We start from the raw sequence: 16,400 nt of genomic DNA, 5'->3' as shown, positions 1-16,400 counted from the left end.
AACTTATATTTAACTCACCTTGAATATATCGATCGCTCCTGCTAGTGGTCTGCGATCAATTATTCAGCAAACCCTAGTTAATTGGGGCGCGACGTGGTGGCCCGCCGACTCTCCTGGTTACGGCGGGATTCAAGCTCGCAAAGCGTGGAAACACAACAGGACAGCAACCAGCCAATCTTTTGTTCGGCACACAACCAGTTGGCACTTAGCCGCTAACGACACGACCAACCTAATTTACCTAAACCTCATAGCGATCGTACTCGGTGCGATCGGTTTTCTGCTGTTTGGAGAGTCGAAAGAATGGTCAGAAACACAAGAAGAGATTTTAGGATCTGCTGTGGCGCTAGTGTGGGTGGCGGTGTGGCATTTCTGGGGGTGGCCCGGCGAAGTAGAAATTGCTAGAGGTAAGCCGGAGGCTAAGAAAAAGCGATCGCCCAATTCTAACTCACCGCCTCCGAATCCGGTAGAACAAGAGCTAAATCAGCTCAAAGCGACAACTGGAATGAATCGGATGAAACCTGTGAGACCATCGACCCAGCCAACTCCTGAAGTTGCCCAATGGTATGTGTTTCGCAGCGGAGAAGCTAAGGGGCCCTATACAAAATTGCAATTATGGGAAATTCAGGAAATCACAGCCCGAACCAAAGTGCGGCGCGGACAAACCGAGTGGCAGCGCGCCGGTGAAATTCCAGAACTAGCGGCGTACCTCACTCAAAAATAAGACAGTTAAATAATTCACTCTCCAAATTATTCTCGTCGGAGTTGAACGCTTCTCCACAGCTTTAAATATTCAGGTCGAACAGATTCATCAATCTCGTAAGCTAAACTTTCAGGTAAATCGAGTTCGATAATTGACTGCATTGCCCGTATTTTCCCTAAAAAAAACCTCAAGTTTGTGAGGGCTTTGCGATGCCAGGAATGAGACTTGAAGTCGTGACACGTGGATTTTCAGTCCACTGCTCCCGATCGATTGCTTGCATAGTAACTGCGAAGTCACAATAGGAATCCGGCAAACAATTGAAGCCACGCCGCTACTCTGTCAAAAGTAACTGCAAGATAGGGAATGGCAAGGAGATTAAATTGATAGACCACTAATTTGGGATTACGGTCTAGCTTTTTTTGGTATTCATCTATTATGTTAAAGTCTTTTTTATTCCTTTATCGCAGAAAATACTACTGTTGTCATGGATTTTTTCGATGCTTCGATCACCTTTGTCTGTCAAGTGTTTGGTAGAAAAAGACGATAGGATTCGCTGTCTATCAGAATTCTGAAACCCAGCCACATTAGCACAAAAGGGAAAATCTTGCTCGCATAACGGCTGAGAACCAAAGCAATACCAGGTAGATGCGTCAGAGTATAGGACATAAACAGCCAGCAGCAAACAATAAAATAGCAAATCGGTACGATCACAGCCAGATTTTGAATACTGCTACTAGCAAATAGAGGAATATAGATACCAAGATTGTTACCACCGTTAGAAATCGTGACTGCAGAAACGCGATAAGTTTGCGGATCGCGAATTATTTCCCAGAGCGATCGCTGCCGAGAATCAAATCCGCGAAATTTAGAGTTTCTTTTTAGATTATCTGACTTATCTTCGGCTGAATCATCCTTGTTAAGGTTGAGTAAATTATTCAAGCCAATCAGTATCGGCAAAATCCCCAGTAACCCCGTCCAAGTTGACGGAATTGCTAGCCCCAGCAAGAAACCAACTAAACTTACCGTGATTAATGCCGTGAACCCTATAAGCTCACCCACCACAATGTGTTTAGGACGAAAAGTACGATTAACCTCACTGAAGAAGGCCGTCAGATAAATGTTGTCGTCAAACGTTGTTGCGACAGCAACAGCCAGTCCAATCTTAATTGTTGCAATTAACCAATCCATTACCGTCTCTCACTCAATACCTATCCCATCGCCGAAACTACTGATTTCTCAACCGTCGTGAAAAATCACCATAATCTCGATATGATAATGTGAGTATCGCATATTGGGTGTAACAAGCGAGCAAATTTGGTAGTTTATCCGTATCAAGCGGTGCTTTGAATTGATCCCGGAGCTTCAACTCATCCCAGAATGTCCATCACCTGTGTTTATCAAAGGAGTCATTATGATTAGCCGTTTGATTGACCGTGTGCCTAGAGGCACAGGTCACAATATCTTACGGTCGCTCAGTTCGGCCACTCGTATATCGGCCACCTATCGGTTTGTAGGTCTGTTTTGTATCGGCCTGGTCTTGGTTTTAGTCTTGAGTCTGGCTTTTGACAGTCATGCTGTTGCCACTTCTGCCTCTGGCAATGTACTCTCCCCTCTAGTCATTAGTCAGGTAAATCAGGTCAAATTGTCTAAAGACTCAACAATCCGGTTACTGGAAACAGTGGGACTGTTTGTGGGGGGCATACTTTTCTGTGTCGTTTTGGATCGCTGGTTTTCTAATCGTTCTGCTCATTCGGGCAATACACCCTTAGCTGAGCAAGCGCGGCGGCTCAAGCAACTCAAAATCGGTTATCCAGAGGGTATGACGAATCTGGAAGTCCTGCGTGCTCAAGGTTTGCTCGAAAGCCGTTTGCGACCATTTGGGCTGATTGTTACTTGGACAAGCTTCTTATCAGCTTCTGCTCTGATAGAAGCATTAAGCAATGGGACGATCGATTTCTGCGGCGGCGGTGGTACGGCCAGCATCTTCTCTCAAGCAGCAGATCATGTGTTTGTGCGGGTGGCTAAAGAAAAATATACTGCTCCTAAAGGTCAAGCGATTCTAGTACCAGAAAATTCGCCAATTCAGACGGTTGCCGACCTGAAGGGTAAAAAGATAGCTTTTGACAAAGGCTCAAGCGCTCATTATGTGCTGGTGCGAGCACTGGCAAAAGTGGGATTAGAGTTTAGTGACATTGAGCCAATTTATCTGACCCAGCCACAGGCGCTGCCCCTATTCCGCGCGGGTGAGGTGGATGCTTGGGTGATTTGGGTTCCCTACACGACAACTCAAGTCCGAAGTGCTTATCCAGGGCGCTCGATTGCAGACTTAGAGAGCATCTTTGGTGACAAAGCCTCTTTAGAAGTTCCGACCTATTACTACGCGATTCCAGAGTTGGTACGCGACTATCCCGACTTGCTCAAGGTGATTTTAGAAGAGGTAAACGAAGCTGGAGCTTGGGCTAAGAAACAGGAATTAGAAGCTGCTGTGCGATTGGCAGAACACCATGAAATAGATCCATCCATTGTAGAAATTTTACAGCGACGTAGTGCGGAGCGCGCTATTATCCCGATCGACGACCAATCGCTCACTGCCCTACAGCACCAGGCAAATATATTTAGAGATTTAGATCTGATTCCTGAGCGGGTGAATGTGAAAGATGGAACCTATAGTTTGCAGACCAAGCAAAACTGGACTTATTAATCTGACAATTACACTCGAGTGTAATTTTTTTCTGATCTCAAATCCGCGCTTCATCGTCGGGCGTAAAATCGAGTCAACAACACTCAACCATCATTCAGTTTTTCGACCCGCCCGTCAACAGTCAACAGTCATCTGGCTCGTGCAACCGGAATTGATATGACCTATGTTTTTTTAGCACAAGTCGGTCAAATATTAGCTCTGTCTGGGTTTCCGGCGGGGTTGTCACCCCCCCATCGGCAAACCTACATCTTGATTAGCTGCATTGCCCGCATTTTTCCTAAAAAAAAACCCTCAACTTGGTGAGGGCTTTGCGATGCCAGGAACGAGACTTGAACTCGTGACACGTGGATTTTCAGTCCACTGCTCTACCAACTGAGCTATCCCGGCTTGTTTTTTCGCGCTTTACTATCTTAGCAGACACATACAGAATTTAGCAAGCACTTTTCTCAATTAATTTTCGATCGCCCGGAACCGCCCGCCTGTAAGCTAAAAGCTGCAACCTCAAATCTAACAATCGCAATGGCACAGCAACATCGGGACAGCGAGGGCAAGAGTCTGCTTGTCTTAGGCATAATTTGGCTGCTGGGGGCAATTAGCGATCGCCTCTGGTTTGCCCTCGATCGATCTGTCCCGGCGTGGGATCAAGCAGACTACCTGACTAGCACCCTGAAATACTTGCAGGCGTTGCAGCATCCTCAGTGGCTTTCCGGGGAGTGGTGGACAAACTTCTGGCTGCTTTCGACGAAAATTCCGCCCTTGGCATACATCTTAACCGTTCCGTTTCTTCAAGTTTTCGGTACTGGGGGCGATCGGGCAACCCTCGTTCATTTATTATTTAGTGCAATTCTCCTCGCCTCAGTCTACAGTCTGGGCGCCCAACTCTTTAACCGGCAAGTTGGTTTGTGGGCCGCTGCAATTTGCGTTTTGTTACCGGGACTTTATCGGTTCCGCTTGCAATTTTTGCTCGACTATCCCCTCACTGCGGCGATTACTTTTGCTTTCTATTGTCTGACAATGTGGAAGGCTTCTGAAGGAAAGAAGGAAGAAGGAAGTTCGGCAACGGATTTTATAACGGATGTAACGGATGTAACGGATGCAACCGATAGAACTCTGTTGGAGGAACGAACAAAGAAAAAGTATAAATTCTCGCCCTCCCCCACTCTCCCACTCTCCCCGTCGTCTTTCTTTTGGGCGATCGCCTTTGGAATTTCTCTCGGCTTATCAATATTAGTTAAACACACTACCGTATTATTTCTGTTTACCCCGATTGTGTGGCTGGCTGTGGGTGCTGTGCGGCAAAAAGCTTGGGGAAGATTGGCTCAATTAGCAGGTAGTTTGTTGCTGTCGGTGGCGGTGTTTGGCCCGTGGGCGAGAACCAATTGGCTGTTAATTTTGACCGGGGGAAAACGGGCAACGCTGGATTCTGCGATCGCCGAAGGAGATCCGGCCCTCAATACGATCGACGCTTGGATTTACTACGGTAAGCACTTACCGGAACACATTTCTTGGCCTCTGTTACTTGTTCCCTTAGTAGGATTAATACTTTATTGGCGTCGTCGGCAAGATAGTTCGTCAATCTTGCATCTCAACTCCTGTCGCTGGCTGGCTGTTTTCTGGGTAGGAGCTTATTTAATTAATTCTTTAAATATTAACAAAGACGACCGATATGGTATACCTTATTTGCCAGTTTTATCTATTTTCTTCGCCTACTGTTTAACGCTGTGGCCTTCTCGGTGGGGACGAGAAATTCGCTGGGGTACAATTGGCTTGGCAATTCTGGCGATGCTGTTCCATATGTGGCCGCTGGGAGGGGCTTTGGGACATAGCTTAGTTCAAATTATCAGTCCCGGCAATTCTCACTATCCTTACTTGGGGAAAGAGTGGCCGCACCGAGAGGTAATTGCAGAAATTATTGATAGGGAACCTTATTTACAATCTACTTTAGGCGTGTTGCCTTCGACGCCGGAAATTAACCAGCATAATTTGAATTTTTACGGTGCTTTGGCGAATTTTCAGGTTTACGGGCGGCAGGTGGGAACGAATTTAAAAGACGTGCCGCAAGATGTGCGATCACTCTCTTGGTTTGTAACTAAAAGCGGCCCCCAAGGTTCGATTCGCGAACGTATTAAACAAGCTCAAAATGCAGCAGTTACGGCAATTAAAAAAGGTGATATATTTGAGTTAGATAAAACTTGGATTTTGCCCGATTATACTAATTTAAATCTTTATCGCAAGCGAGTGCAGCCTGTAGAAATACAGCCGTTGAATGAAGCGCGATCGCAAGTACAATTAGATCGAGTTACTGTCGCGGCAAAAGCTGTTCCCGGAGTCGCGTTGCCGGTTACTTATACTTGGTCTGGGCCTTGGCAGCAGTTGCAGTCTGGTTTAGTGTTGGTAACGTGGGAAAATCAGCAGTCTGGCGATATTCCACCGGGACAGACTTTCAGGATTTTACACGATCGCGCGATCGGCCAGGGGACTTTGCATCCGGGGATTCTGGAAGCGGATAAATTTGCTGTGGGGTTTCGAGTTGTCGATCGCACGGCGATGCTTCCTCCTGCTAATATTGCACCGGGAACTTACAATCTGCAAGCTACTTATCTAAATCGGAAAACCGGCGAAACTTATCCGATTAATGTGCCGGCAATTAGTGTTAATATCGAGACAGATCCTCTGGATATGCGTTCCAAGGCAGAGCCTGGAAACGAGGATAATACAGATAAGCCTGAGTTAGATTTGGTGACTCAATTGCGGGCGATGGCGGTTAATTTACCAAAAGGATTGCCCGGTTTAGAACCGGTGTTCGAGCAGATTGGGCGCATCAATCAGTACGATCCAATTCAAGATTATACCGTGCAAGCGGAACAAGCGTTAGAATATCGGTTGCAGCAAGAACCCAATAATCTAGAATTGGCTTATGCTTTGGCATTTTCTCGGGTATTGCAGCAGAATGTCAAAAGTGCGATCGCCGCCTTAGAAAAAGTCACTCAACTCGACTCACAAAACCCTTACGCTTACGCCTATCTCGCTTTCGTACACCTGTACGGCTGGCATCCCAAAGCCGCTCAAACAGCCTTAAAACCTGCTCTCGCTCTCAACTCCAATCTACCGGAAATTAGAGTTTTAAACGGTGTCGCGGCTCTGATGCAAGGTAATCTCATTCAAGCATGGCAAGATTTGCAATACTTAAAAAAGTTGAAAGTTTAACAATCCCTTTTATTGTGGCACGGGCGTGCCGCCTGTGCTGATAAATCTGTAACGCCTGTGCTGATAAATCTGTAACGCCTGTGCTGATAAATCTGTAAAAAACCGAAAATCAATGAACCAACTCAGAATTGTTTCTTTAATTCCCAGTGCCACCGAAATTGTAGCAGTTTTAGGATTAACCGATGCAATTGTGGGTCGTTCCCACGAATGCGATTATCCCCCAGAAATCCAAAATTTACCTGTTTGCACTCAGCCTAAATTCAATCCCGAAGGAACTAGCAGCGAAATTCACAACCGCGTGACAGAATTGTTGCAAAATGCGCTGAGTGTCTATAAAGTAGAAATAGATACTTTGGAAAAATTGCAGCCAACTCACATTATTACTCAAGCTCAATGTGAAGTCTGCGCTTGTTCTCTAGCAGAGGTTGAACAAGCGGTAAGCACGCTGGTAAATAGCAAGCCAGAAATTATTTCTTTGCAGCCGAATCTGCTAGCAGAAATCTGGACGGATATTCAGCGAGTTGCTGATGCTTTGGGCGTAAATGGCAAAAGTGCGATCAACCTTTTGCAATCCCGCATCGATGCTATTACCTCGAAAACACAAGCCTCATCTATTCTTACCACAAAAGAGAGACTTCCCAAAGTAGCCTGCATCGAATGGATTGAACCTTTGATGGCTGCGGGTAACTGGATTCCCGAATTAGTGGCAATGGCGGGAGGCAATTCGCTGTTTGGAATTGTCGGGGAACATTCTCCTTGGTTAAAATGGGAATCTTTAGTAGAAGCTAATCCCGATGTAATTATTTTCATGCCTTGCGGCTTTGATTTAAACCGCACTCGCAGCGAAGCAATGCAGATAACTAAATACGCAGAATGGGCTAATTTGCAAGCAGTAAAAACTGGGAAAGTTTACATAACTGACGGCAATTCTTACTTTAATCGACCGGGGCCGAGATTGGTTGATTCGTTAGAAATTTTAGCAGAAATTCTCCATCCCGAAATCTTCGATTTTGGCTACCGGGGTAAGGGTTGGCAGCCATTTTTGCCAGTCCCCACAGCTAGCTAAAGCTTTATCTGTATTAATTCTGGATTGCCTGCCATACAAATAAGGACACAACAATGTTGTGTCCTTACTTCGCCTTCATTTAACCGAATCTGACATCAATTGATGCAAAAGCCGCTAGTCTTACTTCGCATCAGGGGGCATCAGCACCTTGTCAATTACGTGAATAACGCCGTTGCTAGCTTTGATATCAGCTTTCACAACATTAGCGCCGCCGACAGTAACTTTGCCTGTGCTAACTGCCACCTTCAGCGAACTGCCTTCAACAGTTTTAACATCGCCGGATTTCAGGCTAGTAGATACAACCGAACCAGGAACAACGTGGTAAGCTAAAATCTTAGTAAGTTGGGCTTTGTTTTCCGGTTTGAGCAAATTCTCCACAGTTCCTTCTGGCAAAGCAGCAAATGCCGCGTCTGTCGGTGCAAAAACAGTGAAAGGGCCTTTTCTTTGTAAAGTTGCAACCAAGTCTGCTGCTCCCAAAGCCTTTGTCAGCGTCTTGAATTGAGGGTCGCCCGATGCAATAGCAACAATATCCTTAGCAGCGGAAGTTGGTGCGGGTGAAGCGGAAGTTGGTGCCGGTGAAGCAGCGGTTTTAACTTTTCCTGCAACTTGTGAAGTTTGAGTTGCATTAGCAACATTGGTGTTGGAGGTGATGTGAGCCCAAGCCGGGAAACCGATTAACGCGCTAGCGCCGATTATTCCTGCGAAACCTGTGAGTTGTTTCATCCAACTAGGTAAATTTTGATTTTTCATTGCGCTTGCATTTCCTTATGAGATAAAACAGTGAACATGAATTGTTATGTTAGCCAAATCTCGACAAAAGGCAAGGTTGCCAGAGGCTAAGGTAGAGAGAAATTTCTCTTGCATCCCCGATCGACCAAAACTTCCTTACTATAACGCAAGCTAATAAATCTGGCATCAACCGCTAAATCTGTAACTCAAAACCTCAATCACCGAACCAGTTTGGGGTAAGTCAGCAGATTTGATCGAAATCGTGTCATTATTCAATCGGCGCACCGGCGTACCATCCATCAGCGCCAAGAATTCATCTAGCGGCACCAAATCGCACGCAGCAGCATCGGCGGCTTGGGTTTTGAAATGTGTAGGAATCACCATCTTCGGTTTGAGAAGTTGCAAAGTTTGCTTCGCTTCCGCCGGAGTGTAAGCTTTCGGCCCGCCGCCCACGGGAATAAGCACTACATCGGGCCGCCCGATCAAGATTTGTTCTTCAATGCCGATCGGGCCAGCAACTCCGCCCAAGTGTAAAATCTTAACGCCCGCTTGCTGCCACAGCCAAGCCACATTGACCCCAAATCGCCTTCCTCCCTCACGGTCTTTTTCCGTCCGTATCCCTTGAATCCGCAGCCCGTTAGACCTGTAAGCCCCTGCTTCGTACAAAAGGCCGGGATTGCCCGCAAATCCGTCGATCGCCCCTTCATCGAGCAATCGGCTGCTAATCAGAATCAAATCTGTTGGCACTTTAGGAGAACGATAGCCTGCGGTACAGCCCAGGGGCCGAAAAGGATTCACCAGCACCCTCGCACCGCCTCCGGCGAACAAGAAGCAAGTGTGGCCCAACCACTGAATCGACAAAGAATCAGCAGTTTGAGCTTGATAGCTTTCCCATCCAGATGGCAAACCAGTGAAGAAAGCTGCTAGCAAACCCGTCTGTGCGTAACGTATTAATTGTCGCCGTTTCATCTTGTGGTTGGGGTTGTCGGGTGTTGGTCGTCTGTTGTTATACCACAAAACACCGCCAGTCGATTTTAGATTTTAGATTTTAGATTTTAGATTTTAGATTTACTCCACAGATGAATCTGGGATATGGAACTTTCGTCTAAAATTTGGGGCTCACCACAACGATTTTCGGGGGCTTGTATCCTTTTGTGGGCGCCTGAGATGCGAAAATGTGCACCATAGTTTTACCGTAAAGTTCGCATTGCGCGCCCTACAAAGTTAGATAATTTCAACCGTCAGGTTCGCATTACGCACCCGAAAGATTCAGACAAAAACTCAAAATTCAAAACCAAACTAAAGCCGTTCCAAGAAATTTCGTAATAATTGCTTTCCCGAAGTTGTCAAAATACTTTCCGGGTGAAACTGTACACCTTCAATGTGCGGATATTCCCGATGCCGCACACCCATAATAGTTCCGTCTTCAACCCAAGCGGTAATTTCCAAAACTTCTGGACAACTCTGCTTTTCAATTACCAAACTGTGATAGCGAGTTGCAATCATCGGCGATTCCACGCCCTGAAAAACTCCGACTCCTGCGTGTTCTACCTGAGAAGTTTTGCCGTGCATCAACACGGGTGCAGAAACAATTTTCCCGCCAAATACTTGACCGATACTTTGATGTCCCAGGCACACGCCTAAAATTGGTAAAGTCGGGCCCAATTCTTTGATTAATTCCAGAGAAATCCCCGCATCTTCCGGCCGCCCCGGGCCAGGAGAAATCACCACTGCTGCCGGCTGCAATTGGCGAATTTCTGCTAAGGAAATTTGGTCGTTCCGGTAAACTTGCACTTCGCTGGCTACAGGCAATTCAGCACCTAGTTCTCCTAGATACTGTACCAAATTGTATGTAAAACTGTCGTAGTTATCGATGACTATAATCACGGGTTAAGTTAGATTTTAGGTTTTAGATTTTAGATTTTAGGTTAACTCGCTCCCTGAAAGCAAGGGTTTCAAGATTTTAGATAGATGCCGAAGATAAAAATAGCTGCAATATAGACGAATAAAACTAAAAATCTCAAATTGGTCATCTAAAACCTAAAATTTGCCATCGCCCAATAAGTTACTGACGGCCGATCGCAATTTGAACGACTGCCCACAAAGGAGGAAGCAGAAGTGCAGTACCGACGATGATCGCAGCCATTGCCGATACCAGAACTGCTCCGGCAGCGCAGTCTTTGGCAATTCTGGCTAGTTCGTGATAAGATTGCCCGACTGTCAAGTCTACCACCGATTCGATCGCCGTATTCAACAGTTCCATTGCTAAAACTATGCCAATGGTGACGCCGATCACAGATATTTCTACAGGTTTCAGTTGCAAAAATAGGCCGAGTCCGATCGCCAAAGTGCCTATAACTGTGTGAATCCGAAAATTGCGCTGAGTTTCAAAAGCATAACTCAGACCCCCCCAAGCGTATCTGAAACTCGTAGCTAAGCTAGATGCGATTTTCCAGGACAGCTCTCGGTTGTATTTCAAGGCTTTTTTCGGCTCCTGGACTGTCTGGCTAGAAGAGTCTTGAGGCATGGGCAGCAACTGTGCGATTTGTGATGAAATTGAGGGTCTATCTAGTGTCATAAAGAACCAACTTTAATTTACAGAGATGAATGAAAGCTAAACTTTTCAAATTAACTTCATCAAGTCTAGGTAACTTTTCTAAGTTTTTACTAAAGTTCTGGTTTAATTTCAGAAAGTTATGTTGGGCTTGACATGATTTGTTAAATAACCATCAACTTCAGTTATGCTGTTTGGATCGTGAGACCGATCGCCCGCAGCAATGTTTCTTGTCGATCAAGCATTTGAGTCAGACTTTCTTCATCCGGGTGATCCCAGCCCAAAAGATGCAGAAAACCGTGGGCTGCCAGCCAAGCTAGTTCGGTCTTCAGGGGATGTCCTTGCTGCTGGGCTTGTCGGTTAGCTGTATCGATCGAGATGACGATATCACCCAAGTATAGGGGTTCAGATGACTGCATTTCCTCTAGCTGAGGACAGTCTACCTCTAAAGATGCGAAAGCTAGTACATCAGTCGGTCGATCGAGCTGGCGGTACTGGAGGTTGAGGGCTTGCATCTCCGTATCGGCGGTTAAACGCAGACTGACTTCGTAGCCCGGAGCGACTGGCACATACTCTTCCTGGTTTTCCAGCCAAACGCTAAACCAATTTTCCCAGGTTTCGGCTGAAATCTCCCCGCTGGCTGCACTCTCAGGGAGGTTGGAAGCGTCGGCTGACTGCTGGGCGAGCCCGTAACAGTCTTCGACGTTCACCTCTATTAACATTTTTTTGCTCTCCTGTCAAGGGATATATTCAATTTTTTTACAAATTCCAATTGCGCGATCGAACGGCAGGGGATTTTGCTGTTGCTGGAAAGATACAGTAATCTGTTAGAGATTGCAACAGGCAGGCAGAACAATCAACTTAACTCCCGATTAAGAAAGATCAAAAACATCAGCAGAAATTAGAGGCTGATTGTTGGAATCCCGGATTAAGAATTGAAATAGCGATCGAGAAAAGCCAAACCGACGAGTACGCCCAAAAGTCCGGCGGCTGTCAAAGCAAAATGAAACAGAGAAGTCGCCCGCTTGCGAACCATGTTCCGCATCGCCAGCTTGACATAACTCGGTGGAGGTGCATTGTTTGTCGGCGCTGTCTGGTTTTCGGCGGACTCTTCTGAGGCGGGAATTGCTGAGGGAGGTTGACTCATAACGGTTAGTTTAGAAGGTTAACAGAGGGGCTGCTGAGAACATACTCGCCCCGATGGTAACAAATATGTAACGTTTTGTGTAGGATTTTTTAGATTTCAGATTGCCGCAGGCTGGTTTCGCGCAGCAGAGAATCGGGCTAAACTTTCTTCAGCCATCAGCCATCCGCTGAACTTCAGCAATAATTCGCCTCACTTTCTCCGCGTCGGGCGATCGCAAATGCTGCAAAATGTCCAAAGATTGCTGTAAATAATTCAAGGCTTTATCAAAATTTTCCTTCTTATCTGCTAACAACCTTCCTAACATTGCGAAAGTAGCAGCTTTCCCTTGAACATTGCCAATCTTTTCCTGAAGTTCGAGAAATTGTTCATAAAGTGCGCTCGCCTTGGCTACTTCCCCTTGCTTGGCATAAATTCCTGCTAGTTGGCGCAAAGTAGCAGCTTTCCCTTGAACATCGCCAATCTTTTCCTGAAGTTCGAGAGATTGTTCATAAAGTGCGATCGCCTTGACTACTTCTCCTTGATCCACATAAATTCCTGCTAGTTGGTGCAAATTAGCAGCTTTCCCTTGAACATCGCCAATCTTTTCCTGGCGTTGTTGAATTGAGGTACCATAGAGCGAGTGAGCGAGTCACAAAAACCAATTAACTGAAAGTCAAAGCCAATGAAATTTCCTGAAGATAAGTCAACTAATGTTAATAAAAATGCGCCTAATAAAGGCAATCAAAATTATATTTGTGTTGACTGTGGCAGGCAATTTAGAGATTGCTATCAAACCCAGCAGTGTTACGCGCAAGAAGTTAAATATCAATACCTAAAAATATATGTCAATGGGATGGGTTTTCGTGCGAGCAAGAGAGTCAAAGACCTGCATCACACGACAATAATTAATTGGCTCAAGCAAGTTGGAAAGCTGCTACCATCCGCTTACGATCTAGAGACAATTCCAGAAGTAGGAGAACTAAATGAGCTACAAACCTTTGTCGGATAAAAAAACACAATCTGGGTGTGGACAGCAGTAGATTACTTTAGACCAGGTATTCTAGGATGGGTATTAGGAGACCGAGCGTCCTAAAACGTTTGAACCTTTGTGGGATGTAGTTAGTAGATGGAGATGCTATTTTTATGTGACGGATGGCCCGAAAGTTTATGCAATGTTTATTCCAGATGGAAACCAAATTATGTGCCCAACTTACATGACTTGCGGTTGAAGGTAAAAACACAAGATTAAGACACTATCTGGCTCGCTTAAAACGAAAGACTTTTTGTTATTCTGGCAGCCGAACAAATGCTCAGATATCCAATTAAACTACTTATTCAGTATCTCAAGTTTAATGATGTTCGCCTTCCCTATTCAATTAATTATTTCCATCGAGCATTAGTCACCGCACGCGATCGCTGAACCATACCCCAATTCAGCAACGCCGTATCAGAAATTATACCAGCATGAAGGTGTGTAAAAGCTTTGAAGCTTCTGACTTCTGAAAACAGATTTCTGTAATAGCGACAATACTCATCAATCTATTTCAAGGTTAAATTAGCTTGGCGAGGGTTAACCATAGACCTAGCTCTGGTTTGAGAGATTTTGTTCTATTATACTCTGCCGCTTAGTGACAGAAGAGGGGTTAGCAACAGCGTATTCCATCGCAGCTTGGAATTTGGGTAGAGAACGCGAAATCATTTCTTCGTTGGCAGTAAGGGAAATTCGGAAGTAACCGGGTATTTCCTGGGGAGTTCCTGGTAAAACAAATATATCTTGACTTGCTAATAACTCGGCAAAAGCAAGGTCATCATCCCAAGGTGATTGCACCAAGAGGAAGAACGTCCCATCAGGGTTATACAGGGTGTAACCCATATCCCGCAGTGCCTTCACCATCCCATCTCGCTTGTTTTGTAAATGCTCGATATTTATGTTGAGTTGCTCTAAGTCTCCTAAGGCATACTGCATGAGCACACTAGGATAACACCAACCAAAAGGACTTTGTTGTAGGAGGGCAATGATTCGTCTTATTTCTTCCCGATTAGGCATAGTGGGAGGTAAAGCAATATACCCTATACGTTGACCGGGTGCCATTAAAGTCTTACTATAACCATATACTAAGAAAGAAAACGGGTAAAACTGAGTAGGGCTAAAACAAATCTTGTTGTCGAAAACAATGCGGCTGAAGCTTTCATCGGAAATAATATAAATAGGCTTGCCATAGTGCTGAGAAGCCTCGTTAAGTATAGCACTCAAACCCTCCAGGGTACTAGCTGAAAAAAGCTTACCTGTAGGGTTGTGAGGTGAATTGATAATAATTGCTCGAGTCCGTTCTGTAATTGCAGATGCGATCGCCTGCAAATCCATATCAAAGGTGTTTGTATCCACAGGCACACCAATCGGAACCGCACCGGTAAAATGCACCATACTCCTATAGCCTAACCAGGGTGGATTCAAAATAATTACCTCATCTCCCTCACCAGCTAACATTTGCAGACAAATCGCCAAACCAACTACAGTACCATTGGTCATAAAAATATCTTCAGGCAATATAGAAAGTCCGCGTTTATCCTGAAGAGCAGCGGATACAGTGATCCGTGATTCTGGAATATTTCCCTTGTAGCCATACCACCCTTGATTTTGCGGTACACTCCAACGCTGTAAGGCTTCTACAAACCCTGGAGGTGGTATTTCATGGGCATCACCGAAAGTAAAATCAATACTTTCCGGCTCAGTGCGGCGACTCATATAGGTCGCTTGGGCAAAGAATTGACTTATAGGGGTCGGGCAATCTAATAACTTTAGTAACCGTGGTGAGATAAAGTGAGTCTTCGCTTCACTTGTTGGATCTGGCATGAGCTTATTTCGATTACTTTTGTCGTACATAGTAATTGGGTAGTGGTGTATAGTAATTGCCGGTCACGGAACTCGCCTTAACGATAAATTATACTCAGGGACAAAATACCGTCGCCCCCATTCTTGACATTTATATCCTTGTTTACCACTTGTTTACCATAAGTATGAGCGTATTTAATAATTTTCCCCGAAGGACATCTTACACAAGTGATACTCATATATACTCAGGAGTATTGATATTATTTTATTAGTTTAACATGATAATGCACCACTACCAACTATCTCACTCTTGACTGCATTACGGCATCAGTTCGCAACAATTTGTAACGCATCAGCCGTAGAACCCAGTACCCTACACCGTCCACACAAACCAATCCCGGCGTTGCTGAATTGGGGTATGGTTTAGCAATCGCGTGCGGTGACTAATGCTCGATCGAAATAATTAATTGAATAGGGAAGGGGAACATCATTAAACTTGAGATACTGAATAAGTAGTTTAATTGGATATCTGAGCATTTGTTCGGCTGCCAGAATAACAAAAAGTCTTTCGTTTTAAGTGAGCCAGATAGTGTCTTAATCTTGTGTTTTTACCTTCAACCGCAAGTCATGTAAGTTGGGCACATAATTTGGTTTCCATCTGGAATAAACATTGCATAAACTTTCGGGCCATCCGTCACATAAAAATAGCATCCCCATCTACTAACTACATCCCACAAAGGTTCAAACGTTTTAGGACGCTCGGTCTCCTAATACCCATCCTAGAATACCTGGTCTAAAGTAATCTACTGCTGTCCACACCCAGATTGTTTTTTTTCTCCTATAAAGATTTGTAGCTCATCTAGTTCTCCTACTTCTGGAATTGTCTCTGGATCGTAAGCGGATGATTATTAAAGTTCCCTCTTTTTCATCATGCCCGGTTGTTTCCCGATTTCGCGACCAGCCAGAAATCGCAAACAGTTCATCTTTAGCAGCAACTGCATCTTGTCATTCGACGCTGATTTGAATATCTGCCATTACTTTTTATTGCCACTCTACGCCATCTAATTATATCTCAGCAATTTATATGCGGGCGATCGCACTTAAACCTCCCTCTATCATCCGATCGATCCCCTCTCCTCCAACAAAACATCCGCTCCAGCAGCTTAAGTTTCGGACAGCGGGGGAACTGATACGGCGATATAATCTATTCTAAAGTCATAGGCGGGGCGATCGTAAACCCCATTTAATAACGCTTGTAAATCTACAATTGGTTCAGCATCACCTGCACGCAAAGGCAACGGAGAGGATTGTGAAAATTAAATGCACAACAGCTTATCATTTGCATTAATTGTGAAACGGGCGTCTCGCCCGTTAAGTTAATTGTGGAATGGGAGAGACGCCCATTAACGGGACTTAAACAATAAATCAGAGATAAGTAAGCTATAATGTAAGTAGGGTAAGCATTTAACGTTCCCGTCACACCC

Annotated in this window: 16 protein-coding genes, 1 tRNA gene and 2 pseudogenes; 6 read left to right on the top strand and 13 right to left on the bottom strand. The window is 45.0% G+C overall.

The genetic code is table 11. From position 1 onward, the window contains the following. Nucleotides 1-19: 19 nt before the first annotated feature. Nucleotides 20-721 carry a DUF4339 domain-containing protein gene (locus QUA34_RS28625; RefSeq protein WP_333390731.1) on the top strand — a complete coding sequence of 234 codons (702 nt, stop codon included), beginning with the start codon at nt 20-22 and terminating at the stop codon, nt 719-721. Nucleotides 722-1,219: 498 nt separating this feature from the next. Here the strand turns inward: QUA34_RS28625 and QUA34_RS28620 are convergent, their stop codons facing one another. After that, the gene (locus tag QUA34_RS28620; protein WP_333390729.1) at nt 1,220-1,888 is read right to left on the bottom strand and encodes a cadmium resistance transporter; all 669 of its coding nucleotides are present in this window, start codon (nt 1,886-1,888) and stop codon (nt 1,220-1,222) included. 361 nt (nt 1,889-2,249) lie between these two features. On the opposite strand from QUA34_RS28620, the gene QUA34_RS28615 reads away from it, so the two are divergent. Together QUA34_RS28615 and QUA34_RS28610 are read left to right on the top strand one after the other, a co-directional pair. Next, complete coding sequence (locus QUA34_RS28615) at nt 2,250-3,401, top strand: aliphatic sulfonate ABC transporter substrate-binding protein (RefSeq protein WP_333390726.1); 1,152 nt, start codon at nt 2,250-2,252, stop codon at nt 3,399-3,401. Between the two features lie 156 nt (nt 3,402-3,557). Further along, nucleotides 3,558-3,704 carry a hypothetical protein gene (locus QUA34_RS28610; protein ID WP_333390724.1) on the top strand — a complete coding sequence of 49 codons (147 nt, stop codon included), beginning with the start codon at nt 3,558-3,560 and terminating at the stop codon, nt 3,702-3,704. A gap of 11 nt (nt 3,705-3,715) precedes the next feature. Here QUA34_RS28610 and QUA34_RS28605 read toward each other — a convergent pair. Continuing rightward, a tRNA-Phe gene (locus tag QUA34_RS28605) sits at nt 3,716-3,788 on the bottom strand. Between the two features lie 132 nt (nt 3,789-3,920). On the opposite strand from QUA34_RS28605, the gene QUA34_RS28600 reads away from it, so the two are divergent. Beyond that, complete coding sequence (locus QUA34_RS28600) at nt 3,921-6,608, top strand: glycosyltransferase family 39 protein (protein ID WP_333390721.1); 2,688 nt, start codon at nt 3,921-3,923, stop codon at nt 6,606-6,608. A gap of 112 nt (nt 6,609-6,720) precedes the next feature. Further along, entirely contained in the window at nt 6,721-7,674 is a 954-nt protein-coding gene (locus tag QUA34_RS28595) for a cobalamin-binding protein (RefSeq protein ID WP_333390719.1), read from the top strand. A 120-nt stretch (nt 7,675-7,794) separates the two neighbouring features. On the opposite strand, the gene QUA34_RS28590 is transcribed toward QUA34_RS28595, so the two are convergent. From QUA34_RS28590 to QUA34_RS28560, 7 genes are all read right to left on the bottom strand, one after another. Beyond that, a complete protein-coding gene (locus tag QUA34_RS28590) occupies nt 7,795-8,424 on the bottom strand; it encodes a fasciclin domain-containing protein (RefSeq protein WP_333331648.1) in 630 nt (209 codons plus the stop codon). Nucleotides 8,425-8,589: 165 nt separating this feature from the next. Then, nucleotides 8,590-9,372 carry an MBL fold metallo-hydrolase gene (locus QUA34_RS28585; RefSeq protein WP_333390716.1) on the bottom strand — a complete coding sequence of 261 codons (783 nt, stop codon included), beginning with the start codon at nt 9,370-9,372 and terminating at the stop codon, nt 8,590-8,592. A gap of 330 nt (nt 9,373-9,702) precedes the next feature. Beyond that, nucleotides 9,703-10,290 carry an aminodeoxychorismate/anthranilate synthase component II gene (locus tag QUA34_RS28580; protein WP_333240826.1) on the bottom strand — a complete coding sequence of 196 codons (588 nt, stop codon included), beginning with the start codon at nt 10,288-10,290 and terminating at the stop codon, nt 9,703-9,705. 178 nt (nt 10,291-10,468) lie between these two features. Beyond that, a complete protein-coding gene (locus QUA34_RS28575) occupies nt 10,469-10,981 on the bottom strand; it encodes a diacylglycerol kinase family protein (protein ID WP_333390713.1) in 513 nt (170 codons plus the stop codon). A gap of 161 nt (nt 10,982-11,142) precedes the next feature. Beyond that, nucleotides 11,143-11,679: an rRNA maturation RNase YbeY gene (ybeY, locus tag QUA34_RS28570; protein WP_333390710.1), complete on the bottom strand. Its 537-nt coding sequence runs from the start codon at nt 11,677-11,679 to the stop codon at nt 11,143-11,145. Nucleotides 11,680-11,885: 206 nt separating this feature from the next. Then, entirely contained in the window at nt 11,886-12,104 is a 219-nt protein-coding gene (locus QUA34_RS28565; protein ID WP_333390709.1) for a DUF3285 domain-containing protein, read from the bottom strand. A 148-nt stretch (nt 12,105-12,252) separates the two neighbouring features. Further along, the gene (locus tag QUA34_RS28560) at nt 12,253-12,654 is read right to left on the bottom strand and encodes a tetratricopeptide repeat protein (RefSeq protein ID WP_333390706.1); all 402 of its coding nucleotides are present in this window, start codon (nt 12,652-12,654) and stop codon (nt 12,253-12,255) included. Between the two features lie 111 nt (nt 12,655-12,765). On the opposite strand from QUA34_RS28560, the pseudogene QUA34_RS28555 reads away from it, so the two are divergent. Beyond that, nucleotides 12,766-13,503: pseudogene (locus QUA34_RS28555) on the top strand (IS1 family transposase). 162 nt (nt 13,504-13,665) lie between these two features. On the opposite strand, the gene QUA34_RS28550 reads toward QUA34_RS28555, so the two are convergent. The 4 genes and pseudogenes from QUA34_RS28550 to QUA34_RS28535 form a co-directional block, all read right to left on the bottom strand. Then, nucleotides 13,666-14,937 (bottom strand): aminotransferase class I/II-fold pyridoxal phosphate-dependent enzyme, encoded by a 1,272-nt coding sequence (locus QUA34_RS28550; RefSeq protein WP_333390704.1) that lies wholly within the window; start codon nt 14,935-14,937, stop codon nt 13,666-13,668. Nucleotides 14,938-15,339: 402 nt separating this feature from the next. After that, nucleotides 15,340-15,812 (bottom strand): annotated as a pseudogene (locus tag QUA34_RS28545) (IS1 family transposase); the annotation flags it as partial. 267 nt (nt 15,813-16,079) lie between these two features. Continuing rightward, nucleotides 16,080-16,208: a DUF4058 family protein gene (locus tag QUA34_RS28540; protein WP_333390734.1), complete on the bottom strand. Its 129-nt coding sequence runs from the start codon at nt 16,206-16,208 to the stop codon at nt 16,080-16,082. Further along, the coding region (locus QUA34_RS28535; RefSeq protein WP_333390737.1) for a hypothetical protein at nt 16,178-16,400 on the bottom strand (223 nt) is incomplete at its 5' end. The genes QUA34_RS28535 and QUA34_RS28540, both read right to left, overlap by 31 nt.

This window comes from Microcoleus sp. POL10_C6 (assembly GCF_036701585.1).
In the GTDB taxonomy this organism is placed as follows: Bacteria; Cyanobacteriota; Cyanobacteriia; order Cyanobacteriales; family Microcoleaceae; genus Microcoleus.
This window is presented reverse-complemented; position numbering and strand designations above follow the sequence as displayed.

Bases quoted from the DNA above. Each gene is read 5' to 3' on its own strand.
- QUA34_RS28575 (WP_333390713.1), bottom strand. From the start codon at position 10,981: ATGACACTAGATAGACCCTCAATTTCATCACAAATCGCACAGTTGCTG.
- QUA34_RS28550 (WP_333390704.1), bottom strand. From the start codon at position 14,937: ATGCCAGATCCAACAAGTGAAGCGAAGACTCACTTTATCTCACCACGG.
- QUA34_RS28585 (WP_333390716.1), bottom strand. From the start codon at position 9,372: ATGAAACGGCGACAATTAATACGTTACGCACAGACGGGTTTGCTAGCA.
- QUA34_RS28600 (WP_333390721.1), top strand. From the start codon at position 3,921: ATGGCACAGCAACATCGGGACAGCGAGGGCAAGAGTCTGCTTGTCTTA.
- QUA34_RS28620 (WP_333390729.1), bottom strand. From the start codon at position 1,888: ATGGATTGGTTAATTGCAACAATTAAGATTGGACTGGCTGTTGCTGTC.
- QUA34_RS28590 (WP_333331648.1), bottom strand. From the start codon at position 8,424: ATGAAAAATCAAAATTTACCTAGTTGGATGAAACAACTCACAGGTTTC.
- QUA34_RS28610 (WP_333390724.1), top strand. From the start codon at position 3,558: ATGACCTATGTTTTTTTAGCACAAGTCGGTCAAATATTAGCTCTGTCT.
- ybeY (WP_333390710.1), bottom strand. From the start codon at position 11,679: ATGTTAATAGAGGTGAACGTCGAAGACTGTTACGGGCTCGCCCAGCAG.
- QUA34_RS28595 (WP_333390719.1), top strand. From the start codon at position 6,721: ATGAACCAACTCAGAATTGTTTCTTTAATTCCCAGTGCCACCGAAATT.
- QUA34_RS28565 (WP_333390709.1), bottom strand. From the start codon at position 12,104: ATGAGTCAACCTCCCTCAGCAATTCCCGCCTCAGAAGAGTCCGCCGAA.